Here is a 233-nt window from a genome sequence, read left to right on the forward strand (position 1 = left end):
CTTTAATAATTACCAATCAGACCATGATAATGATTGCTTATTATATTAGAAAAATATTAAATAAGCATTTTAAAATAATTTCTTGGATGCATTTTTCGTTAGGAAATAAATCTGTTCAAAGTAATGTCAAGCGAGTTGCTATGGCAGATTATCATTTAGTGATTTCATCTGGAATTAAAAATGAATTGATTAAAAATGGTGTAGATCCTAAAAATATTCAGATTATATATAAT

At 24.0% G+C, this 233-nt stretch carries 1 pseudogene; it reads left to right on the forward strand.

Going from position 1 to position 233, the window contains the following annotated elements:
* Positions 1 to 29: 29 nt before the first annotated feature.
* Positions 30 to 233 (forward strand): annotated as a pseudogene (locus tag AC6UD2_RS06910) (glycosyltransferase); the annotation flags it as partial.

The sequence above is a fragment of the Fructilactobacillus sp. X2R5C2 genome, assembly GCF_059901375.1.